Genomic DNA, 18,458 nt, shown 5'->3' on the forward strand with positions numbered 1-18,458 from the left:
GCGCTGATCCGCCCGGAACGCCAACGGGCACAGCAGGCCGTCGCCGGATCGCGTCCGCAGCCGACAACCATGGCAGACGGGGCGGAGGGAACCGAAGGTTCGGGCGGCGTGGACGCAGCAACATGCCACCGCCGATGCGGTCCCTATGCCTTTGCAGGAGAGTGTCCGGTGGTTGACCATATGGCCTGAGTCGGTGAACTCAGGGGACGGGGGCCGCGTGAGCCGGTACTGGCGGCATGGCATCTGGGCGGCGGCGGTGTTCGTCACCGGCACGGTCGTCCTGGTGGCTAGGCACAATGGGGATCTCTTCGAGACGGGTTCGTTGACCGCGGTGCTGGGGCTGGTGCTGTCCGTCGTGGGCCTCGCCGTGAGCCTCCGGCGCGAAGGAACGTCGGATTCGACCAGGCCGTCGTCGCGGGAGAGGATCGACCGGCTCGCAACGCAGTTGGCCGACGCAGTTCAAGAGCAATGGCAGGCGGAATGGCGGCTGCGAAGGCTGCAGGACCCCGCGCCGCTGCAAGTTGGCTGGGCGTCTGCAGACCCTTGGCTCTCGGACCACCAGGAAAATATCGGCGGCCCAGACGATCTAAGGGCTCGGCTTGAGCAAATCACCGACGTCTTCGCACAGGTGCCGTCCCGGAGGCTCGTCATCCTGGGCTCACCGGGAAGCGGTAAGACCGTCCTAACGCTTCGTTTCACCCTGGACCTGCTCGAGCGCCGGAGCCCCGAGGACCCCATTCCTGTGGTGTTCTCCCTGGCCAACTGGCAGCCCGACCGCCAAGGCCTGCAGGAATGGATGGCTGCCTCACTTGCGGCCACCTACCCTGGGGCGACCTGGGGGCGCGAACTGCTGTCCGCCGGCCGAGTCCTACCAGTTCTCGATGGCCTCGACGAAATCCCGTCACCCATGCAGGCCAAGGCGGTACTGCGGCTGAATGCCGAACTTGACGCCGATTCCCCAGCCCTGCTCACCTGCCGTACCCAGGAGTATGCCAGCGTCGTTGCCCAGGGAGACGTCTTTACTGCGGCCGCCGTGGTCGAGCTGCAGCCCGTCCCCTTCGAGGACGCCAGCGAGTACCTGCAGCGTACTGCTCGCCCCATGCGGGCACCTGATGGACAGCGCACTACTCACTGGCGACCCATTCTTGACGAAATCCGTTCCACCCCGGACGCACCCGCTGCCCGTGCGCTGGGTGAGGTACTCGCTAGCCCGCTCATGGTAGCTATGGCCCGGACCGTCTACGAGGACACCAGCTCCGACCCTGCTGAACTCCTGACGCCGCGCTTCCACAGCACCGCCGCATTGGAACAACACCTTCTTGAGGCGTTTGTCCCAGCCGCTTTCCACAACGCACCATCCGTAACCGGTGACGACGCCCGAAGGTGGCTCAGCTTCCTCGCTCACCACCTCCAACGGCACCAAACCCGGGACCTCGCCTGGTGGCAAATGCGCCGGATGTTACCGAAGCCTCTGCACGTTCTCGGCCCGCTCCTCCTCCTTGGGGGCCCAATCGCTGTGGCAGGAGCCGCATTGGCGGGGTACGAGGCGTCAGCGTGGTGGTCAGTGGCGGGCGGCTTCGTAGCCGGCGTTTGCATCGCCTATGTCTTCCTGTCCCTCGGACCCACAGCGCGGATTCTCAGGCGCCCTGCGGTGCAGGTACCTCGGCCGCTTGCGCTCGCTGCGCTAGCGCTTCCGGTGGGCATTGCTGCGGGGGCAACGAGTACGCTCGACCTTCAAAGCGGCTGGATTAACGGGCATGGATATGGTGATTTCTGGGGGGAGTTCAGCCTTCGCAGCGCCGCGGTGGCGTCGCCTATAGGGGCCGTGGTGGTTGCGACGGTAGCCGGTCTGGCCTTCACTCTCGTGTTGGCCGCGCTTGGCGTCACTGGCAGACCCCATCCGTCCACGGTTGCGCGACGGGGCACCGGGCGCGCAATGCGCGTTGTAGCACCTGTACTGGTGGCCGTTGCGACTCTGTTTGTGGCGGCAAGCTTGGCTCTTTCCTTCTGGACCTGTGTTGGAATCGCCGGGTTAGCCGGGCTCGCGGTCGCGCGCCTTGTGTGGTCTGGGCAGGCAGCACGGCCGCAGCGCCCGCCGGGCAGAGCCCTGATACGGGGATTGGCGGTCAGCGCACTGGCGAGCCTGTGCCTGAGTGGCACGTTCGGCCTCGCTGTTGCCGTCACGCTCACGATCCGGGCCGATCTTCAACGGTTCCCGACGGGTGCGGTGATACACCAGGGGGCTGGAGGTGCCCGGTATGCCGTCATTGACGGCTGGCGGGTCGGCTGGCTCCCAGAGGGCGGTAAATTTGTGGCACCCCCCGGTTCGATCCGGGGGTCGGTCATCGATGATCCCGGACCGGGAAGCATCGTGTACTTCAGCGAGACCAAGGTGCCTCGGTGTGATATTGCGGAAGCGGTTTGCCGCACATTCTACGGGCCGATTGAAATGCACTTTTCCGACGCTGGCGCCCGACCGTGGGCTGCGACCTCAGGAGAGGTCGGGATCGCGGGTGCCGGAGTGGATTGGATTAGACTTCCCATTGGCACCTTTACCCACGCCAACGTGGAGGTAGGGGCCAACCTCCCGCAGCCCATTCTGGAGTGGTTGGCGGCAGATCCCCCCCAGAGACTATTCAGAGAGGCAGTCGCTTTCGGTCTGCGACTTGGCATCGTCCTTGCTTTGGTCAGCTGTACTGCGGCCGGACTGCACTACTGGCTCGTCGCTTCTTCCGATACCACACGCTCGTCGAGCCCACATTCCAGTTTCCGAGCCGACCGGGGGACAGCCATTACCTCCGGTATCGTCGTATGCGTCACCCTACTCGTCGTCGTAGCGCCAGCATCTGCCCTATTCCAGGATCCGGCGGAATTGCAGTCCGTTACCGCCATGATGCTGCTCCTCGGCGGCTTTGCCATCAGTCTGAGTGCCTGGGGCTGGCTGTTCACCACCCGACTGTGGCTTTGCGGCACCGGCCGACTGCCCTGGCGGCTCATGACCTTTCTCGACGAGGCGCACCGTCGGGGCGTCCTCCGCCAAGCGGGGGCCGTGTATCAGTTCCGGCACGCGCGGCTTCAAGAGCAACTTGCCGCCAGCAGGTGACATAGTCGGCCTGGCACGACCCCGAGGGCAGCCATGCGGTCCCGCCGTACTCGGCGCGACAGACAACCGCTTCACCCCATCCTCAAGCAACCGCGGCCGCCCGCTACGGTGCGCAGCACGGCGGCCGCTGGTTGCCTGCCATCCGTATCGGACCGCCTGCGGGATCTCAGAAGGCCGCCAGTTGCGTGGGACCGTCGGCGTGGCGACCTCGACGGTTGGGCTCCCCATGTCCATCCGGGCAGTGCCAGAAGTTCGGCCTGACGCTGAGGGGACAGCCTTCCACTGCGATGGACGCCCCGCGTATGCGCGACCTTCGCTCCGAGTGGATAGTCCCCCTCATGGTGGCCCTGCGGGACCTGGAGATGTCCCTCACGGCCAGCGAAGCTGGTCAGAGCTGTGATGAAAAGGTCCCACCGATACTCGCGCCAGTCCCACGACCAGCCTGGTTGCCCCTCGAGCATTTGACGGCGCTGATGGCCCCTGCCGCAGCAGCCACGCGCGCCCTGCGCCGGCCTCACCGCGCCCGCAGCGGCTCCGTGCCGAACCCGCCCGCACTCACACTGCGCCCCCGAGGGACAGCCGCTTCGCGGAACTCGCCCCGGACGGCCCCGCGTTCGTGCCCGGCCAGACGACCTCGGCAGGGCGTCGGCGCGGAGCGATCTCCACGCCGTCACCGTCACCAGGCGGCGCCCTTGGCCAGGCCGGCGATCGCGGACTCGAGGTCGGACAACGCGGCGGCGACGTGGGGGAGTTCGAGGGGGGCCGGGGAGGTGAGGGCGGCGTGGCGCTGGGGGTCGTCGGTGCCGTGGAGGGGGCCGGTGTCGATGCGGACGTGGAGGGCGGACGGGTCGTCGCCGAAGCGGTGGCCGCCGGGGACGGGGCGGCCGAGGCGGGCGGACAGGGCGGCCTCCAGGGTGGGCGCGTCCGTGACGCCGGCGGCTGCCAGGGCGTGCCGCAGGGGGCCGAGGTCGGCATAGAGGTGGAAGCCCGCTTCGGGTGGGCGGCACAGGGCGCCCGCTCGGGCGACCGCCACGTGCGAGGCCGCGCCGAGGGCGGCGTGCAGGCGGGTGGCGGCGGCGAGATGGGCCCGGACGTCGGCGCCCTCGGCGAGCGCGTGGGCGGCCGCGGCGGCCACCGGCTCCGGAAGCACCGCGCGCAGCCCGGCGCAGCGGTCCGCCACGGCGGCGCGCAGGCGCGCGCCCTCGGCGGTGGCCGGGAAGCGGGCGATCGCCACGGGCCAGGACGGCGGGGCCAGGGCGGCGCACAGGTCCACGACGACGATCGTCCGGCCGGGCAGCATCTCGGCGGGGGTGAGCAGCACGGTGTCGTGCGGATGGTGCACCGTGTCGGCGTACGTCTCGTCGGAGACCAGCAGCAGCCCGCACTGCTCGGCGGCCTCGCACACCTCGTGCAGCAGTTCCGGGGGCGTCACCGTCCCGCTGGGGTCGTCGGCCGCCGACATGAGCAGCACGCGCGGGTCGGTGCCCTCCGCGCGGGCCCGGCGTACCGCTTCCAGCAGGGCGAAGGGGTCGGGTGCGCCGCCGCCCACCGCGGGGGTCTGCACGGTCGTGGCGCGCAGGCCCAGGGTCCGCACCAGCGGCGCCTGCCAGGCGGCGGCGGGCCTGGCGAGCACGACGTCGCCGTCCACCGCGGCGAGCAGCGCCAGCAGCAGGGGCTCCGCGCCCGGCGCGGCGACGGTGTCGGCCGCGGTCGTAACGAGCCCGCGCCGCTCCCAGTGGGCCGCCGCGGCCGCGCGCACCGCCTCGCCGCCCCCGGGCGGCTCCGGCACGGCACCGCCCGGCAGACCTGCGGACAGCCGCTCCGCCCAGTACGGCGGCACCGGCAGCCCCGGGTCGGGGCGCAGACCGGCCCGCGCGAGGCGCCCGGCGGGGGCCGGCGGTGAGGTCCGCTGCATCCGTACCTCCGGTGGGATCGGGTGACCGGCGGGATCCGGCGACCGGGCCCACGGCCCGGCCCCCGCCGCCACCCTCGCACGCGCTCTGCGCTCCCGCCGCCGGGGCGCGCGAATCCCGCTGCGTGCCACCGGGAATCCAGGGCAACCGGAATCCAGGAGGTGTTCCCATGGTCCCGCTGCTCGTCGTCCTGCTGCTGGCCCTCGTCCTGTTCGGCGCGGCTTTCGCGGTCGACGTCCTGTGGTGGGCCGCCCTGGTCGTCCTGGTGCTGTGGCTGCTCGGATTCGTGGCACGGAGCCGTTCCGGCGGCTCGCGCCGCTACCCGTGGTAATGGACGCGACCGCGGGCGGAACGAGAGGCGTGCGGCGGCCGTCGGAGGGCCGCGCGCCCCGGATTCGCGAGGTTTCCTCCCCCGGTCCGCTATGGCTGCGCCTGGACCGGCATGCGCAGGGTGCGGGCCCTCGCCCCGGCCCGCGTACGGCCGGCGGAGACCATCCGCTGGGGATGACGGCGCAGGTACTCGCCCTCCAGGGCCGCCATCCGCGAGTTGTGGGCGTCGAGGGCCGCCCCGGAGCCGTAGAGCAGCGTCTCGTGGCGGGTCCGGTGGACCGACTCCAGTTCCTGCACCAGTTGTCGTTCGTCCAGGTCTGCGGGGTCGACCCCGCCGGGGTAGCGGCTCATGGGTCGCGCACCTTCCTTTCGCCTCCTGTCACCTCGCCCGTTTGGTACCCCCGGTGCGGGGATTCATCCGCTTCTGTGGGCATTCAACAGGCATCGGATCCCTGGTCCGGGTAGACGATGGAGAGACCTGACCCCTGAGGAAAGGAGCCACCGTGCAACGAGGAAGCGACCGTCTGAGCGTCCACCGTGACGACGAGATGAAGCACGAGCTGCGCGAGCTGCTGCGCTCCGGGCACTCCACCCGGGTCGAGGAGTGGCACGACCCCGAACCCGCCGCCGACGACGACCCCGAGGTCGGCACCGGGCCGGCCTGGGCGGGAGCCCCCGAGGGCACGGCGGTGCGGTTCGAGCTCGGCAGGCATCTGACCCGGGAGCCGTTCCCCGCCCGGCGCGGCGACCTGCTGCGGGCCCTGCGTGACCGGCACGCGCCGGACCCCCTGACCGACCTGGTGGACGGACTCCCCGGCGACAACCGGCGGTACGCCAACGTCCAGGAAGTCGTCCGGACGCTGGGCATGCGCCCGGAGGCCTGACGGGCCGCACGACCGCGACGCGGGCCGCGGGGCCGGTCCACCGGCCCCGCGCGCCGCGCGCCCGCACCGACCGCACCGCCCGGGAATCGATCGATCGTGGAGGTAGCCGTTGTGCGCCGGATCCTGAGCGCATGGGACAAGGAGCTGTTCCTGAACGTGGCGACCCGTTCGTGGCCGGCCGCCGAGCCGGTGCTGCCGCGGCTCAGCAGGGCCGCCAACCACGGGCTGCTGTGGTTCGGGGTCGCGGCCGGCATCGCGGCCGTCGGCGGCCGCACCGGCCGGCGCGCCGCCCTGCGCGGCGCCGCGTCGCTGGCCGTGGCGTCGGCGGTGGTCAACACCGCCGGCAAGGGCGCGGTGCGCCGCAACCGCCCGGTCCTCGACGCCGTGCCGGTGATACGCCGGCTGTCGCGGCAGCCCGGCACCACGTCCTTCCCGTCCGGCCACGCCGCGTCGGCCGCCGCGTTCGCCGCGGGCGTCGCCCTGGAATCGCCCCGCTGGGGCGCCGCGGTGCTGCCGGTCGCCTGGTCGGTGGCGTTCTCCCGGATCTACACCGGTGTGCACTACCCCAGCGACGTCGCCGCCGGGATGGCCCTCGGCGCGGGCGCGGCCCTCGCCGTACGCGGCCTGGTCCCCACCGGGCGGCAGCTGGCGGTGCCCCCCACTCCCCGGGCCGACGCCCCGGCCCTGCCCGACGGCCGCGGGCTGTACGCGGTGGTCAACGAGGTCTCGGGCCCTCCGCCGCTGCTCGGCCCGCCGGCCGAACGGCTGCGCGGCGCGCTGCCCGAGGCCGTGGTGGAGGAGTGCTCCGAGGACGACGACCTCGCCGAGATGCTGGAGAAGGCCGCCCAGCAGGCCGCGGAGGCCGGCGGCGCGCTCGGCATCCACGGCGGGGACGGCAGCGTCAGCCTCGCCGCGTCGGTCGCGCTGCGGCACGGTGTGCCGTTGCTCGTCTCCCCCGGCGGCACGTACAACCACTTCGCGTTCGACCTGTCGATCGAGAGCATCGAGGACGCCGCACGGGCGGCCCGGGAGGGCACCGCGATCGCCGTCGACGTCGCGCGGGTCTCCCCGACCGGCGACGCCGCGGGCGAGGAGGACGGGTCCGCGCGGTCCACGGTCTTCCTCAACACCTTCAGCATCGGCGTCTACCCCGACCTGGTCCGCTACCGCGAACGCTGGTCGCGGCGCGTGGGCAGCTGGCCCGCGGGGGTGCTGGCCGCGCTGCACGTGCTGCGCACCTCCGCCCCGATCGACCTGGAGATCAACGGGCGGCGGCACTCGGTGTGGATGCTCTTCGCCGGCAACGGCGCCTACCGCAGCATCGGCCCGGCGCCGCTGCGCCGCCGTGCCCTGTCCGACGGGCAGCTCGACGTCCGCATCGTCCCCGGCAGCCCCTACGCCCGCACCCGCCTGCTCGCGGCCGCCCTCACCGGCTCCACCACGGCCCTGCTGCGGCGGCTGCGGATCGGCGACGTCGACCCCGGCACCCGCCTGGCCTTCGACGGCGAGGTCGCGCCCGCGCCGCGCGACCTGGTCATCGACAAGGCCAACGAGGCCCTGACCGTCTACCGGCCGCTCTGACCCCGGCAGCACGACGCGGGCCGCGCTCCCGGGGGGCGCGGCCCGCGTGGCACGCGCGGGTGGGCGGACCGCCGTCGGTCAGCCCGACAGGCCCGCCAGCGCACGGACGCCCTCGCCCTTGATGGTGAGGGTGTCCGGCGATCCCGCGTCTATCGCGAGCGTGAGCTCGTCCGACGGCCAGCCGCTGCTCAGCGCCGCGAGGGGCAGGATGCGGTAGCCCCGCGCGTTCGGCAGGGCGTGCGCCAGGCGCACCTCCGAGGTGAAGACCGGGACCAGCTTCGTCCCGTCCTCCTGCTCGAAGACCGGCAGGCTGATCGTCTCCTGCTCCGCCTCCTCCCCCGCGGACTCCTCCGGCGCCACCGGCACCGGCAGCAGGATGTCGCTGGCGGCCAGGGTGCTGAGCGCGGCCGCGTTGTCACCGCCGGTGGCGATCTCGTGCAGGGCACGCTGTGCCGGGGGCTGCGCACCGTTCGGAGTGGTGAAATCGGTCATGGCCGTTCCCTTTCCGTTGCTTGCGTACGGGGTGGCTCGGGGGCTGCGCGTACCCGCCGAGGGAACGGTCATGCGTGCTCCGCGGGTGTCACTCGTACTCGGTGCCGCCCTTGCGGGTGAGGTAGGCGTCGCTGACCGCCTTGAGGACGGCGCGTCCGCCGAGCTCGGGGCTGTGCCGGTCGGGGGCCGCCCGGACGACGACACCCTCGCGCAGGTGCAGGCCGCGGCCGGAGACGGTCTCGGCGCCCCGCGCGAGCTCCAGGACGACGTCGAGGTCGTACGGGCCCTGGTAGAGCGTGGGCACCAGCGGCACGCTCCCGGCCGGGAGGACCTCTGCGGGGTCGAGCCAGCGGACCGCCCCGTCGATCTCGGCGGCGATGTCGAAGGCCGCGTAGCCGGGCGTGTCGCGGCCCGCGTCGGCACCGTAGCCGAGGTCCTGGACACCGGCGCCGTAGACCTCGCCGAAGATCGCCACGCGGGTGGCGCCGAGCCGGCCGGCGAGGGCCGCGGCGACGTCGGGCAGGCCGTGTCGGCGGACGGCGCGCCAGTAGAGGTTGCCGTCGGCCTCCTTCAGGGCGAGGCGCTGGGCGCCGAGCCCCTTGGAGGTGACCAGCACACGCCCCGGGTCGGCGAGGTAGGTCAGGCAGCAGGCCGTCCCGTGGAGCTTCTCGGTGATCGCGACCGGCTCGCCCTCGCCGAACACCCCGGGGTGGCGCTTGACGTTCTCGATGTCGATCCACGGCAGCAGGTCCGGCGCGGACTCCACGTCGCCGCTCATCGACACCGGGACCGGCGGCACCCACTTGCTGATGCCGAGCAGCTCCGCGAAGTCGGTGGCGTCGCCGGCGGCCCGCGCCAGGTCCGTGCCCTCGAGCGCGGCCGGACGGCAGACGATGCCCTGGGACAGCTCGCCGCGCAGCCGGACCGCCTTGACGCGGTCTGCCGCGGGGCCGGCGAGCCGTCCGGTCAGGCCGAGCTCGTCGATGAGCGCGGCGGGCAGCACGGACTGCTCGGGGATGTACAGCGCGAAGTCGCCGGTCCGATAGGCGCCCTTGGCCACGACCGCCCGGTAGAGGCCGACCTGGGCGAGTTCCAGGGCGTCCGCGTTCGGGTGGTCGTGGACGGTGAGCCGTTCGGCCGTGACGCGCAGCGTCGACATCGGGTTCCCCCTCGTGGTGGTGCGTGGATCGCACCACTGTGCGCGGTGCCGCGCGTCGCGGGCGAACGGTTTTTCAGGGTGCCGGTGCCATGCGGAAGTCGTACGCCCGGGGCAGCGGTTCGTCGCTGAGGGCCTGCCAGGTGGTGTGCAGCGACTCCTCCCCCTCCCTGAGGTCGTCGACGGTGAAGCCCTCGTCGAAGACGGCTCGGGCGGCCGCGATGTCGCCTGCGGCGAGCAGGACTTGGGCGTGCAGCAGCCGGAAGCGCCCGCGGGCGCGGAGGGTTCCGGGCAGGGCTTCCAGCACCGCGGCGGCGTCGCCGGGGCGGCGGGCGGCCAGGAGGGCCGGTACGGCCTCGCGGGCCAGGGCGCCCGCGGCGGTGGCCCAGGCGTCGCCCCTGGGGACCGCCCGGAAGGCGTCGAGGTGGCGCTGGGCTGCGCGATCCGGATTGCCGTCGGTCTGGTCGGCGACGGCCAGGCAGTGCAGCGGCAGGCACGAACCCGACCCCGCGGCGGCCCGCTCCCAGCTGAGCACGGCCTGGGCGCGGTCACCGGCGTGCCACTGGGCGAGGCCCAAGTGGTAGTCCAGGGCCCAGCCGTTGCCCTCGTAGGTGGCCGCGGTCTCCAGCAGTTCACGCCACTCCGGGGAGACGAGCGCGGGGCCGGGGACGGAGTCCTCGCCGAGCCGCGGGAAGACCCCGGCGAGCAGGAGTTCCAGCCAGGGCTTCTGCCGCTCGCCCATGGTGTCCGCGGCGAAGGGCGTACCGGGCAGGTCGAAGCGGCCGCGGGTGACCTCCAGAGCGCCCCAGCCGGAGCCGGTGGCGAGGACGTCCTTGGGCTCGGTGTCGGCGGCGGGCAGCCACGCCTCGTGGGCGGCACGCAGGTGTTCGCGCGGCAGGACCGCCTCCAGCCGTTCCGCCACGGCGCGGGAGCCGGCGCCGGGAGCGGTCTCCAGCGGGCCGTAGGCCTCCAGCCAGCTCACGGCGGCGCCCGCGGCCAGGGGGAGGTGTTCCAGCTGGGTGGGGGCGAGTCCGGCCTGGATCTCCAGGTAGCCCGGGGCGTCGCCCTCGTCCCCGGCGAGCCAGCGTTGCCAGCGGCGTCCGCCGGGACCCCGGCCCCAGACGAAGAGCTTGCGGCCGCCGAGGGCGTCGGTGGAGGTCTGCACGAGGCCGCGGCCGTCGGTGTCGAGGGCGGCGATCCAGGGGCGGGTGCCGTCGGGCAGGTCGTAGAACCAGTCCGCGGGGTGCTCGGAGGCGGTGGGCGCCTCGGGGGCGGGCACCCGCTGGAGGGTGCGGGAGGCGCCGAAGTGCCAGGCGTGGGTGGCGGGTGCGACGACGCGGGTGCCAGGTGTCTGGGGTACGGCGGTGTTGGACCACCAGTAGAGGGGAACGGTCCGGTGGTGAGGATTGCGGACGCGTACCCCCGCGTAGAGGAAGTCGGAGCCCTCGGGGAGCCACAGGTCGATCTGGAACGGCAGGTCGCGCAGCCGCTCCCACTCCCAGAGGCGGAGCATCTCGCCGCCGTCGGGGGCGGGGACGCGGGCGGCGTGGAGCGGGGCGCAGCTGAGCGTGGTGTGCCCGGTGGCGCCGGGGTTCCATTCGACGCCGCCGGAGAACCAGGCGCCGGCGAGGCCGAAGTCGGCGTACTGCAGGACGGGGTCGGCGTGCAGCAGTTCACGGCCCGTGGGCTTGTGGTGCAGCGCGTACAGGCGGCCGCCGAGGCCCGGCACGACGGTGGCGCGCAACCGGTCGTTCTCCAGGACGACCGCGTCCAGCACGGTGGGCACGCGCTCGCGGGTGTAGCCGTCGAGACGCGGTACGGGGAGCAGGGTGCGCAGTTGCCCGTAGGCGATGCGCCGGGCCATGCCGGGCGGGAGCGCGGCGCTCTCGGCGGGGTCGAGGACGTGCGGGTCCCCGGACGCGCGGAGCGCGGGCAGGGGGTTCTCCGGGCCGAGCGGGCTGGCCGGGAGGGTGAGGGTGGTGCGTCGCACGGTGGTGGCCAAGAGGTCCCTCTCTCTGTCACCGGTGTTCGGGTGAGGACATGGAACCCCCTTTCGGCCTGCGCCGTCAGGGGTTTGGACCTCACGGAACGGGCCGCGTGCGGACTTCAATATATGGTGAACGTCATTTTGGCCTTCTTTTGCCGTCGGACCGGTCCGGGAGGGTTTGCCGATCATGCTGTCCACGTTGTGGAGCCCGCCGAACGGCACGCCCTCGCGCGCGCCCCGCGTTCCGCGCCCTGCCCCGGTCGAACGCGCGCACAGTCCGCGGCTGGCGGCGCTCGCCGCCCGCCCCGAGCGCGAGGCCGAGTTCTGGCGGGCCGTGGAGGCCGAGGGGACACCGCTGGTGGAGCGCCTGGACGGCGACCCCGGGCACGCCGCGGTCACCTTCCTCTGGCGCGGCACGGCCGCGACGCACGCCGTACTGGCCCTGCCCAACCAGGTGCTCGACCCTGACGACCTGGCCGGCAACCTGATGTCGCGCGTGCCGGGCACGGACGTGTGGCACTGGACGATAAGGATGCGGGCCGACTGGCGCGCCACGTACGCGCTCTGCGTGGACGACGGCGACGGCGCGGGCGTGGCCCCCTCGGGGCCCAAGGGCCAGGCGTACCTGCGCGGCCTGCGGCGGAACCCGCGGCGCGACCCGCTCAACCGGACGGACTTCCCCACCCGCTGGGGCACCGAGCCGCTGTCGGTGGTCGCCCTCCCCGCGGCACCGGCGCCGCTCGGCGCGGGGCGGAACCGGCCCGGGACGCCGGTGGGCGAGGTCTCCGTCCACACCATGCGCAGCGCCCACCTGCGCAACTGGCGCCGCGTGTGGGCCTACGCCCCGTCCGGCTACGAGGACCTCGCCGGGCTCCCGGTGGTGGTGCTGCTCGACGGGGACGTCTGGCAGCAGCACCTCGACGTCTCGGCGCTGCTCGACGGGCTCGTGGCGGCCGGCGCCCTGCCCCCGCTCGTCGCGTTGATGCCGGACGCACTGGACAGCGACACCCGGCGCCGCGAACTCACCTGCGACGACCGCTTCGTGGCCTTCCTGAGCCGTGAACTGCTGCCCTGGGCCGCCCGCCGCTGGCCGGTCAGCGGCGACCCGGCGCGCACGGTCGTCGCCGGCCAGGGCCTCGGCGGACTGGCCGCCGCGTACGCGGCGTTGCGCCGGCCCGAGCGGTTCGGGAACGTGCTCGCCCAGTCCGGCGCCTTCTGGTGGCCGGCCGGGCGCCGCGCGGGAGCCCTGCCCGAGGAGTGGCTGACCGGGCGCGTGGCGTCGCTGGCGCGAAGACCGGTGCGGTTCCACCTGTCGGCGGGCCTGCAGGAATGGGGCCTGACGGCCGTGGTCCGGCGGCTGCGGGACACCCTGCTGGACCAGGGGTACGAGGTGGCGCACCACGAGTACAACGGCGGTCACGACTACCTGTGCTGGCGCGAGGAACTCGCCCACGGCCTCGCCTCGTTGCTTCGCGGCCCCTTCCCGGGCACCCTCCCCGGCCCCCGCGTATCGGCCCCGGCCGACACGGAACCGGTCTGACGCGGCAGCTCGGCACACTCGTGCCGGGGGCCGTGATGACCCCGGCACGGCCCGGCCGCTACGGGACCCGTACCGCCCGGGCCGGCACGGAACCGGCCTCACGCGGCAGCCCGGCACACTCGTGCCAGGGGCCGCGATGACCCCCGGCACGACCCGGCCGCTACGGGACACGTGCCGCCCGCGGCGGCAAGGGATGTGCCCCACGACCGGGCCTCGTTGCCGCACGGTCACTCCCCCGCACCCGCGCATCCGCCCGGGCCGACACGGAACCGGCCTCACGCGGCAGCGCGGCACACTCGTGCCGGGGGCCGTGATGACCCCGGCACGGCCCGGCCGCTGCGGGACCCGTACCGGCCCGGGGGCGGCGAGAAACGGCCGCACGGCCCCGCTCGCCGCGCTGCGGCGCCCTGGGCCCAGCCGTCGGCCGCGGCTACGCGCCGACCGGCGCACGCGACGGCGGCGCGGGGGGCCGCAAGGACCACGGCATGAGCCGGACCGCCCACCCGGCGCCGGCCGTCGGCCGGTCCGGTGCGGCGGATGGCGGCGCGATGCCGTCAGGGCACGACGACGCCCTCAACACCCGGTCGCTCGCGGCGTCACCGGAGCCGTCGACCACCCAACCCCCTTCGCCACCGCAACACCGCTCACAAGGCCGTCCGCGCCCCGGCCGGGGCGCCCCCACCGGAACTGGCTTGCGACGGCGCGCACATGCGTCAACTCGCCGCCCGGGCGGGCGCGTCGCGCGGCCCGGTCGACGACGGCCGCCACGGCACCACCCCCGTAACCACGCGGTATGCGCGGCCGTCCGCGCGCAGGGCCGCCGCGAACCGCTGTGGGCACCCCCGGAAGGACGGCCGAACGGGGTGGCCGCGCTCGAAATGCGCTTGCCGGGCAAGGGCGGGGCGTCCAGACTGCCCGGGTGCTGATTCGACGTGAGACCCCCGACGATGTCCGGGCCGTACAGGCACTCACCGGGGAGGCATTCGCCTCGGAGGAGCATCCCGTCCCCGTCGAGGTCACGCTGCTGGCCGAGTTGCGGAAGTGCGACGCCTGGCTGCCGGAGCTGTCCCTGGTCGCCGTGGACGCCGACGGCGAGAGCGTCGTCGGCCATGTCGTCTGCACGCGGGCGCACGCCGGCGGCACGCCCGTACTCGGTCTGGGCCCGCTGAGCGTCGCACCGGAGTACCAGCGCAAGGGTGTCGGCCTGGCGCTGGTGCACACCGTGCTGGGCGCGGCGGACGCCCTCGGGGAACCGCTCGTGGCCCTGCTGGGAAGCCCGGACTACTACGGCCGGTACGGCTTCCGGGCGAGCACGGACTACCGGATCACGCCGCCCGAACCGGCCTGGGGGCCGTACTTCCAGGTGCGCCCGCTGTCCGCCTACACTCCTTCGGTCAGCGGGGCGTTCCGCTACGCGGAGCCCTTCGACCGGGTCTGAGGGAACCGCGGCAGCCACGCGGGCACGGCCCGGCGGTACGCCTCGTACGCCTCGCCGTGGGCCGCGCGCAGCGTCGGCTCCTCGTACCAGCGGACGAACGCGGCGACCGTCAGCCACACGGCGGCGGCGTAGAGGAACAGGACGGGCCGCAGGAGCAGCAGTCCCTGCCCGGCGACGAGCGCCACGACGGCCAGGTACATGGGGTTGCGGACCCGGGCGTACGCGCCGCCGGTGACGAGGCGTTCGGTGGGGGCGACGGGCGCGGGCGTGCCCTGCCCCTCGCGTACGAAGCGGGCGAAGCCGTGCAGGAGCACCATCGCGCCGGCGAGGGCGAGCAGGCCGCCGGCGGCCCGTACCGGCCAGGGGCCGTCGCCGGACGCGTACCCGGTCAGCCACCAGGGCACGAGCCCCGCCACGACGCCGGGCGCCGCGAGGAGGAAGACCGCGCTGCCGAGCGCGGCCGTGGACCGTCTCATGTCTTCATCGTGCCCGCGGGCGGCCGTCCCGGATCCGTCTTGGCGGCGCGGATGTGCCCGTAGACGTGGGCGCGCAGTTCGGCGAAGCGGGGGTCGGAGCGGGTGATGATCTGGTCGCGGTCGTGGGGGAGGTCGACGTGCAGGTCCTCCTGGACGACGGTGGGCGCGGCGGAGAGGACGACGACACGGCGGGCGAGGTAGACGGCCTCGTCGATGTCGTGGGTGACGAGCATCGTGGTGATGCCCAGACGGTGCCAGAGCCCGAGGAGGAGGTCCTCGAGGTCGGCGCGGGTCTGGGCGTCCACGGCGGCGAAGGGCTCGTCCATGAGCAGGACCTGGGGCTCGTACGCGACGGCGCGGGCGATGGCGACGCGTTGCTGCATGCCTCCGGACAGCTGCCAGGGGTGGGCGGCGCCCGCGTCGGCCAGGCCGACGGCGGCGAGCGCCTGCTGGACGAGGGCAGCGCGGCGCGGGCGGGGCACGCGTTTCTCGCGGAGCGGGAGTTCGACGTTCTGGCTGACCGTCAGCCAGGGGAAGAGGCTGCGGCCGTACTCCTGGAAGACCACCGCCATGCCGGGCGGCGGCCCGTCGACGACGCGTCCGGCGAGCCGGACCTGGCCCGCGGTGGGCGTCAGGAGTCCGGCGACGCATTTGAGCAGGGTGGTCTTGCCGCAGCCGGACGGGCCCACGACGCAGACGAGTTCGCCGCGGTCGACGGTGAGGTCGATGCCGCGCAGGGCCTCGACGACGCGGCCACGGCCCTCGTACACCTTGCGCAGTCCGGTGATCTCAAGCATGTGTCTCCCGTTGGTGCCATTGCAGGACCCGGCGCTCGAGGGCGCGGAAGGCGAGCGAGAGCAGGAAGCCGACCAGGCCGAGCAGCACGATGCCGCTCCACATCTCGGGGATCTGGAACTGCCGCTGGAACAGCACGACGGAGTGGCCGATGCCCGAGGTGCTGGCGAACATCTCCGCGATGACCATGAGGATGATGGCCAGCGACAGCGCCTGCCGCAGTCCCGCCATGATCTGCGGGCTCGCGGCGGGCAGCACGAGGCGCCGCAGCCGGGCGGGGCCGCGCAGGCCGTAGACGCGGGCGGTGTCGGCGAGCACCTCGTCCACGGCGCGGACGCCCTCGATGGTGTTGAGCAGGACGGGCCAGATCGCGCCGGAGACGATGACGAGGACCTTCATGGTGGTGTCGAGCCCGGCGACGAGCATGATCAGCGGCACGAGCACGGGCGGCGGGATCGCCCGGAAGAACTCCAGCGCGGGTTCGGTGGCGGCGCGCAGCCGGGCCGAGAGGCCGACGGCGGTGCCGAGGGCGACGCCGAGCAGGGCGGCGAGCGCGTACCCGGCGAGGAGCCGGGCGAGGCTGGGCAGGACGTCGTCGGTCAGGCGCGCGGTGAGCCACACGTCGCCGAAGACGGCGGCGATGCGCTGCGGCGAGGGCACGTAGAAGCTGGGCCGCCACACGCTCCACGCCCACCAGCCGAGGACGAGGAGGACGGGCAGTCCCAGCGCCCGCAGGGCCCCGAGCAGGAGGCGCGCGAGGCGGCTCATGCGGCGGCCTCCCCGCGCACGGAGGGGTGCCAGGCCAGCAGCCACCGCTCCAGGCTGCGTACGGCGAGGTTGACGACGACACCGATGATCCCGGCGAGGGTGATCAGGGCGTACACGGTGGCGACGGCGCCGCCGGACTGGGCGAGCTGGATGCGCAGTCCGAGTCCGGGGCTGCCGATGACCAGTTCGGCGGTGACGGCGAGGATGAAGGCGACCGAGGCGGCGAGCCGCAGCCCGGTCATGACGTACGGGAGCGCGGTGGGCCAGACGAGGCGGCGCAGCGTCGTCCAGTGGCCGAGGCGGTAGGAGCGGGCGGTCTCGCGGGCGACCGGGTCGACGTCGGCGACGCCGTACAGCACTTGGATGAGCACCTGCCAGAAGGCGGCGTACACGACCAGCAGGAGGCTGGAGCCGAGGTCGGCGCCGAAGAGCAGGGTGGCGAGCGGGATGAGCGCCACGGAGGGGATGGGGCGGAGGAACTCGACGGTGGACGCGGTGGCGGCACGGGCGCCGGGAACGGCGTCGATGAGGGTGCCGAGCGCGACGGCGAGGACGAAGGCGATGGCCAGGCCCAGGGCCCAGGCGCTCATGGTGTCGCCGAGCGCCGACCAGAGTTGACGGGTGGTCAATTCGTGGCCGAGGGTGCGCAGGATCTCGCTCGCGGGGGGCAGGAAGTCCCGGGAGACCCAGCCGAGCCGCGGGACGGCCTCGGCGATGCCGAACAGCACCGCGAGGCCGGCCGCTCCGTACGCGGCGTCGCGTCCCCTCATGGCAGGAGGGCCGAGAGGTCGGCGTCCTTGGTGAGCGTGCCGTCCTGGCGGGCGTCGTCGGCGACGGTCTGGACGGAATCCCGGTTGATCTCGGTCGGCCACTTGGGGAGCTTGATCTTGGCGATGGCCTCGGCGGGGATCGAGGTGTAGGACTTCAGCGTCTCGCGCACCGCGTCGGGGTGGGCGTCGGCGTAGGCGAGGGCCTCGTTCATGGCGGCGGTGAAGTCCTTCACCAGCTCCGGGTCCTTCTGGACGGTCTGCCGGGTGGTGAAGTACATGGCCACGGTGAGGTCCGGCGCGGCATCGGCGTAGGGCCACGCCACGGCGCGGGCCCCCTGGCCCGTGGCCTGCGTGACGAAGGGCTCGACCTCCCAGACCGCGTCGACCCGGCCCTTGGACAGGGCGGCCGGCATGTCGGGGAAGGGGATCTCGACGAACTCCACCTTGGAGGCGTCACCGCCGTCCTTGCGCACGGCGGCGCGCACGGTCGTGTCGCCGATGTTCTTCAGCTGGTTGACCGCGACGGTCTTGCCCGCGAGGTCCTTGGCGGACTTGACCGGGCTGCCGGCCGGGACGAGGACGGCGCTGTAGTCGGTGTCCCGCTTTCCGGTGGAGGCGACGCCGTTGGCCACGACCTTGAGCGGCAGGCCCTGCTGCTGGGCGGTGAGCAGGGAGGTGGTGTTGGCGAAGCCGAAGGCGAACTGGCCGCCCATCACGCCGGTGATGCTGGCGGCGCCGCCCTGCACCGAGGTGATCTTCGCGTCGATGCCGTGCTTCTTGAAGAAGCCCTGGCTCTGGGCGAGGTACACCGGTGCGGTGTCGACGATGGCGATGGCGCCGACCGTGACGCTCCGCGTGCCTCCGCCGGAACCGGAGGGACCGCCCTTGCCGGCGGAGTCGTCGGAGTCGCCACAAGCGGTGAGTCCGGCGGCGAGGAGCGCTGCCGCCGACAGGAGCAGGGGAAAGGTGCGACGCATGGGCACTCCCTGATCTGATCAGTTCCGTTCGCACAGTGAACTGTCGTTCATTGGGTGGTGCGCCAAGCGACGGTAGGGGCGCCGCGCGGCCACGTCAACGGATCGCACAACGGCTCCTCGTCGACAGTCGTGTCGCGGACGGGAGAGCAGGGGCACAGGAGGCGCGAGAGACGGAATTACATGGAGAAAATCATGAATTGAAGGCTTTTGCCCCTGGTGGCCCGCTTCCGCCCTGAGTAGATTGGAAT

At 73.2% G+C, this 18,458-nt stretch carries 17 protein-coding genes; 6 read left to right on the forward strand and 11 right to left on the reverse strand.

The window, feature by feature from the left end:
* The first annotated feature begins 217 nt into the window (after positions 1–217).
* Positions 218–3,103 carry an NACHT domain-containing protein gene (locus ACFV3E_RS14875; protein WP_500535059.1) on the forward strand — a complete coding sequence of 962 codons (2,886 nt, stop codon included), beginning with the start codon at positions 218–220 and terminating at the stop codon, positions 3,101–3,103.
* A gap of 71 nt (positions 3,104–3,174) precedes the next feature.
* Here ACFV3E_RS14875 and ACFV3E_RS14880 read toward each other — a convergent pair whose 3' ends face one another.
* On the reverse strand, positions 3,175–3,564 hold the full coding sequence (locus ACFV3E_RS14880) for a helicase associated domain-containing protein (RefSeq protein ID WP_500535060.1): 390 nt from the start codon (positions 3,562–3,564) through the stop codon (positions 3,175–3,177).
* A 215-nt stretch (positions 3,565–3,779) separates the two neighbouring features.
* Positions 3,780–5,018 carry an aminotransferase class I/II-fold pyridoxal phosphate-dependent enzyme gene (locus tag ACFV3E_RS14885; RefSeq protein ID WP_500535061.1) on the reverse strand — a complete coding sequence of 413 codons (1,239 nt, stop codon included), beginning with the start codon at positions 5,016–5,018 and terminating at the stop codon, positions 3,780–3,782.
* Between the two features lie 167 nt (positions 5,019–5,185).
* Between ACFV3E_RS14885 and ACFV3E_RS14890 the strand changes: the two genes are divergently transcribed.
* Positions 5,186–5,347, forward strand: a complete 162-nt coding sequence (locus ACFV3E_RS14890) for a hydrophobic protein (protein WP_500535062.1) — start codon at positions 5,186–5,188, stop codon at positions 5,345–5,347.
* A gap of 89 nt (positions 5,348–5,436) precedes the next feature.
* Here the strand turns inward: ACFV3E_RS14890 and ACFV3E_RS14895 are convergent, their stop codons facing one another.
* Positions 5,437–5,697, reverse strand: coding sequence for a DUF6158 family protein (locus ACFV3E_RS14895; RefSeq protein ID WP_500535063.1), 261 nt, complete (start codon positions 5,695–5,697; stop codon positions 5,437–5,439).
* Between the two features lie 152 nt (positions 5,698–5,849).
* Here ACFV3E_RS14895 and ACFV3E_RS14900 point away from each other — a divergent pair, with 152 nt between their 5' ends.
* Together ACFV3E_RS14900 and ACFV3E_RS14905 are read left to right on the forward strand one after the other, a co-directional pair.
* Positions 5,850–6,230, forward strand: a complete 381-nt coding sequence (locus ACFV3E_RS14900) for a DUF2795 domain-containing protein (RefSeq protein WP_499514844.1) — start codon at positions 5,850–5,852, stop codon at positions 6,228–6,230.
* 111 nt (positions 6,231–6,341) lie between these two features.
* The gene (locus ACFV3E_RS14905) at positions 6,342–7,811 is read left to right on the forward strand and encodes a bifunctional phosphatase PAP2/diacylglycerol kinase family protein (protein WP_500535175.1); all 1,470 of its coding nucleotides are present in this window, start codon (positions 6,342–6,344) and stop codon (positions 7,809–7,811) included.
* A gap of 78 nt (positions 7,812–7,889) precedes the next feature.
* Here the strand turns inward: ACFV3E_RS14905 and ACFV3E_RS14910 are convergent, their stop codons facing one another.
* The 3 genes from ACFV3E_RS14910 to ACFV3E_RS14920 form a co-directional block, all read right to left on the reverse strand.
* Positions 7,890–8,303 (reverse strand): SseB family protein, encoded by a 414-nt coding sequence (locus tag ACFV3E_RS14910; protein ID WP_500365045.1) that lies wholly within the window; start codon positions 8,301–8,303, stop codon positions 7,890–7,892.
* Positions 8,304–8,391: 88 nt separating this feature from the next.
* Positions 8,392–9,462 (reverse strand): RNA ligase (ATP), encoded by a 1,071-nt coding sequence (locus tag ACFV3E_RS14915; protein WP_500535064.1) that lies wholly within the window; start codon positions 9,460–9,462, stop codon positions 8,392–8,394.
* A gap of 73 nt (positions 9,463–9,535) precedes the next feature.
* Positions 9,536–11,461 carry a DUF5107 domain-containing protein gene (locus tag ACFV3E_RS14920; protein WP_500535065.1) on the reverse strand — a complete coding sequence of 642 codons (1,926 nt, stop codon included), beginning with the start codon at positions 11,459–11,461 and terminating at the stop codon, positions 9,536–9,538.
* Positions 11,462–11,633: 172 nt separating this feature from the next.
* Between ACFV3E_RS14920 and fes the strand changes: the two genes are divergently transcribed.
* On the forward strand, positions 11,634–12,986 hold the full coding sequence (gene fes, locus ACFV3E_RS14925; protein ID WP_500535066.1) for an enterochelin esterase: 1,353 nt from the start codon (positions 11,634–11,636) through the stop codon (positions 12,984–12,986).
* A 919-nt stretch (positions 12,987–13,905) separates the two neighbouring features.
* The gene (locus ACFV3E_RS14930; protein WP_500535067.1) at positions 13,906–14,424 is read left to right on the forward strand and encodes a GNAT family N-acetyltransferase; all 519 of its coding nucleotides are present in this window, start codon (positions 13,906–13,908) and stop codon (positions 14,422–14,424) included.
* Here the strand turns inward: ACFV3E_RS14930 and ACFV3E_RS14935 are convergent.
* From ACFV3E_RS14935 to ACFV3E_RS14955, 5 genes are read right to left on the reverse strand one after another with little or no spacing between them, the layout of a single operon-like run.
* Positions 14,397–14,900: a methyltransferase family protein gene (locus tag ACFV3E_RS14935; protein WP_500535068.1), complete on the reverse strand. Its 504-nt coding sequence runs from the start codon at positions 14,898–14,900 to the stop codon at positions 14,397–14,399. The two genes, ACFV3E_RS14930 and ACFV3E_RS14935, sit on opposite strands and share 28 nt — an antisense overlap.
* Positions 14,897–15,697, reverse strand: a complete 801-nt coding sequence (locus tag ACFV3E_RS14940) for an ABC transporter ATP-binding protein (protein WP_500535069.1) — start codon at positions 15,695–15,697, stop codon at positions 14,897–14,899. Before ACFV3E_RS14940 ends, ACFV3E_RS14935 begins: the two co-directional genes overlap by 4 nt.
* Positions 15,690–16,463 carry an ABC transporter permease gene (locus tag ACFV3E_RS14945; RefSeq protein ID WP_500535070.1) on the reverse strand — a complete coding sequence of 258 codons (774 nt, stop codon included), beginning with the start codon at positions 16,461–16,463 and terminating at the stop codon, positions 15,690–15,692. The genes ACFV3E_RS14940 and ACFV3E_RS14945 overlap by 8 nt, the downstream gene beginning before the upstream one ends.
* Positions 16,460–17,233 (reverse strand): ABC transporter permease, encoded by a 774-nt coding sequence (locus tag ACFV3E_RS14950; RefSeq protein ID WP_500535071.1) that lies wholly within the window; start codon positions 17,231–17,233, stop codon positions 16,460–16,462. Before ACFV3E_RS14950 ends, ACFV3E_RS14945 begins: the two co-directional genes overlap by 4 nt.
* Positions 17,230–18,210: an ABC transporter substrate-binding protein gene (locus ACFV3E_RS14955; RefSeq protein WP_500535072.1), complete on the reverse strand. Its 981-nt coding sequence runs from the start codon at positions 18,208–18,210 to the stop codon at positions 17,230–17,232. The genes ACFV3E_RS14950 and ACFV3E_RS14955 overlap by 4 nt, the downstream gene beginning before the upstream one ends.
* Between the last annotated feature and the right edge of the window lie 248 nt (positions 18,211–18,458).

This window comes from Streptomyces sp. NPDC059718, from assembly GCF_042733315.1.
Lineage (GTDB): Bacteria > Actinomycetota > Actinomycetes > Streptomycetales > Streptomycetaceae > Actinacidiphila.

What these genes read in the sequence shown, in the direction of transcription:
- ACFV3E_RS14915 (WP_500535064.1), bottom strand. Translation starts at nt 9,462, where the DNA reads ATGTCGACGCTGCGCGTCACGGCCGAACGGCTCACCGTCCACGACCAC.
- ACFV3E_RS14895 (WP_500535063.1), bottom strand. Translation starts at nt 5,697, where the DNA reads ATGAGCCGCTACCCCGGCGGGGTCGACCCCGCAGACCTGGACGAACGA.
- ACFV3E_RS14940 (WP_500535069.1), bottom strand. Translation starts at nt 15,697, where the DNA reads ATGCTTGAGATCACCGGACTGCGCAAGGTGTACGAGGGCCGTGGCCGC.
- ACFV3E_RS14910 (WP_500365045.1), bottom strand. Translation starts at nt 8,303, where the DNA reads ATGACCGATTTCACCACTCCGAACGGTGCGCAGCCCCCGGCACAGCGT.
- ACFV3E_RS14890 (WP_500535062.1), top strand. Translation starts at nt 5,186, where the DNA reads ATGGTCCCGCTGCTCGTCGTCCTGCTGCTGGCCCTCGTCCTGTTCGGC.
- ACFV3E_RS14955 (WP_500535072.1), bottom strand. Translation starts at nt 18,210, where the DNA reads ATGCGTCGCACCTTTCCCCTGCTCCTGTCGGCGGCAGCGCTCCTCGCC.
- ACFV3E_RS14945 (WP_500535070.1), bottom strand. Translation starts at nt 16,463, where the DNA reads ATGAGCCGCCTCGCGCGCCTCCTGCTCGGGGCCCTGCGGGCGCTGGGA.
- ACFV3E_RS14935 (WP_500535068.1), bottom strand. Translation starts at nt 14,900, where the DNA reads ATGAGACGGTCCACGGCCGCGCTCGGCAGCGCGGTCTTCCTCCTCGCG.
- fes (WP_500535066.1), top strand. Translation starts at nt 11,634, where the DNA reads ATGCTGTCCACGTTGTGGAGCCCGCCGAACGGCACGCCCTCGCGCGCG.
- ACFV3E_RS14880 (WP_500535060.1), bottom strand. Translation starts at nt 3,564, where the DNA reads ATGCTCGAGGGGCAACCAGGCTGGTCGTGGGACTGGCGCGAGTATCGG.
- ACFV3E_RS14885 (WP_500535061.1), bottom strand. Translation starts at nt 5,018, where the DNA reads ATGCAGCGGACCTCACCGCCGGCCCCCGCCGGGCGCCTCGCGCGGGCC.
- ACFV3E_RS14950 (WP_500535071.1), bottom strand. Translation starts at nt 17,233, where the DNA reads ATGAGGGGACGCGACGCCGCGTACGGAGCGGCCGGCCTCGCGGTGCTG.